2 protein-coding genes are annotated in these 2,570 nt (G+C 40.3%); both read right to left on the bottom strand.

What is annotated here, in order from left to right:
- Nucleotides 1–148 precede the first annotated feature (148 nt).
- Nucleotides 149–907: an IS21-like element helper ATPase IstB gene (gene istB, locus ACE199_RS23375; RefSeq protein WP_375351907.1), complete on the bottom strand. Its 759-nt coding sequence runs from the start codon at nucleotides 905–907 to the stop codon at nucleotides 149–151.
- Nucleotides 904–2,424 carry an IS21 family transposase gene (gene istA / locus ACE199_RS23370; RefSeq protein WP_375351906.1) on the bottom strand — a complete coding sequence of 507 codons (1,521 nt, stop codon included), beginning with the start codon at nucleotides 2,422–2,424 and terminating at the stop codon, nucleotides 904–906. The genes istB and istA overlap by 4 nt, the downstream gene beginning before the upstream one ends.
- Between the last annotated feature and the right edge of the window lie 146 nt (nucleotides 2,425–2,570).

Genomic DNA, 2,570 nt, shown 5'->3' with positions numbered 1-2,570 from the left:
TGTTTTTGTCAATATTGATTTGAGCCAGAGCGATCACTTCAAAAGCGAGCCACTTCATTCTGAGTTATTTCCATATTTAGGGGAGGATTAGGAGTTTAGGGTATCTGGCCCGAGGGGCCAGATACCCTAAACTCCTCGCGCGCTCGGTCTACTGGTCGCTCTCATCCCTTTGTTTCATACTTTGTCTAAAACGATAAGATTCTCCGTTAAGTAGAAGGATATGAGCCCTATGAGTAAGTCGATCTAGTAGGGCTGCGGTCATTTTTTCGTCTCCAAAGATTGACGTCCATTCCGTGAATTCTAGATTTGTAGTTATCATAACACTAGCCCGTTCATAGCGCCCGGCAAAGAATTGGAATAAGAGTTCAGATCCTACTTTTGTAAATGGCACATAGCCAAGTTCATCTACGATGATCAAATCAAATTTGAGCCACCTTTTCTCCAACATACCAAGTTTATGTTCTTCATTAGCCATTAAGAGTTCTTCCACTAGTTCAGCTGCAGTGATAAATTTGACCTTGTACCCATTCTTAATCATTTCAATGCCAAGACCAGTCGCTAGATGTGACTTTCCAGTCCCACTGTTGCCTAGGAAGATGATATTTTCCTTTTTCTCTACAAATTCTCCCTTTGATAACGTCAGAAATCGATTTCGATTCAAACTTGGCATCAAACTAAAATCATAGGTATCCAGAGTTTTTTGGACAGGAAAAGCAGCCTGCTTAAGCCTTCTTTGCCTCTGATTTTCTTCTCTAGATTCTGATTCTGCCTCTAATAAAGCCAAAAGATACTCTTCATAGCTTAGGTTGCGCTCTTCTGCCTCTCTTGCGAGAGAACGATATTGTGCAGCAATAGTCGGGATCCGCAGTTGTTTAGTAAGATGGTCTAATAAAAGTTCAGTCGTCATTTCCTAGTACCTCCTGTTAATTGCCCGTACTGTTCAATGTTAGACTTATTTACCTTGTAATCGAGAAGATTAACAGGCGTTTTATCTATAGGAAGTTCGCTGATCTTTATGTGTTGATTGGTAAGCTTTTGTATAATTTCATGAACCGTCTCATATCGAAAAACTTGCGTTTTTTCTGCTTCTAATAAAGCATCTGTTAAACTTTCCATTCCAATATCGCGGTGGAGAAGGAGAAGTCTAATGAATTTCCGATCACCTACAGCTCCTTCCTGCTCACGCATTTTCGAATGAAAGCGCCGGAACACATCCGGGATTTCCGGAGATTGAAAAGCATGAGCATCCCGTATGGCTCGTGGTTTCTTGAGTAGGATTTCTAGATAGTGATCAAGAACTGTAATCATTTGATTGCGTTCATAGGAACGCTGGTGTTCAGCGATCACTTGGTTTTGAGCCACTACGATCACTCGATCGACAAAAATTTTTGCCCAGACAGCTTGACCCGCAAAGCTGCAAGGCACAGAATACCGATTTGTTTCCACCGAAATAAGGGAGGTTTTATTGACCTTGCACGATATAAGCTTACAGGCTTCAAACCGGTTAGCAGGTAGGGGATGAAGGTATTCCCTTTCTTTCTCCCATAATTCTAAGACAGTCTCTGATTTATTAGGGACGTAAGTCCTTTCAGCCTCTTTTAAACACCACTCCAAGAGGTACTCGTTTAATTCATCCATGGATTGAACCTCAGGGTACGGCACCAAAGCATTTCTTCTAACATATCCGACGGTGCCTTCGACACGTCCCTTTTCATTACCTCTTGCAGGATTACAGAATTCAGCTTTAAACACATAATGAGCTTGAAGCCCAATGAAGGCCTCCTGCTCGAGCCGATCTCTCCCTTGCAAAATTTTTTGTACAGCCGTTTTCAAATTATCCAGTAATCCTTCTGTTGGAACACCTCCTAAAAACTCAAAAGCATGGACAAAGCCATCTAGGAACGCTTCCTGCTTTTCATGAAGATATGCCCTTACAAATCGCATACGGCTTGCGGAAAGCTGGATATAAAAGAGGAAAATGCGATGTGTTCGCCCCTGTAGAATAATATCCGCCTCTCCCCAGTCAAATTGAAACTGGTGACCAAGTTGAAAGTCCAGAGGGATAAAGACTTCTTGAATTTGTTTTCTGCGTTTAGCAACGATTTTACGTATGTTGGAGGCAGAACCTTTAAAATCATATTCATCTACTAATCTTTTATAAATTTTGATAGCAGTATGTTTTTGTTTATTCCAGCTTTTTTGGTCATCTTCTAGCCATTGATCAATGATAGGAATGACCCGTTTTGTTTCTGGAGAGTAATCCTTTGTTCCGTATACGTTTTTTCGTAAGACTGTTGTTGGCACTGTATCTTCTTTAAGATATTTACTGACGGTGTTTCGAGAAATACCAAGTTTTGTCGCAATTTGCCTTTGCGATAAACCTTCTACCTCTTTTAAGAATTTGATATTATGAAATTGAGCCATTTTGATCATCCTTTTCGTCCTCTCAAATGTAGTAAGTTTGGTCACTTTCTATCATAAGAGAGGTTTATAGAATTGGAAATTAGGTGGCTCATTTTTTATGTGATCAAATCGTGTAAAAGTGGCTCAAATCTAACTTATCAAACACA

The organism is Peribacillus sp. Hz7, assembly GCF_042136355.1.
GTDB classification, from domain to species: Bacteria; Bacillota; Bacilli; order Bacillales; family DSM-1321; genus Peribacillus; species Peribacillus asahii_A.
This window is presented reverse-complemented; position numbering and strand designations above follow the sequence as displayed.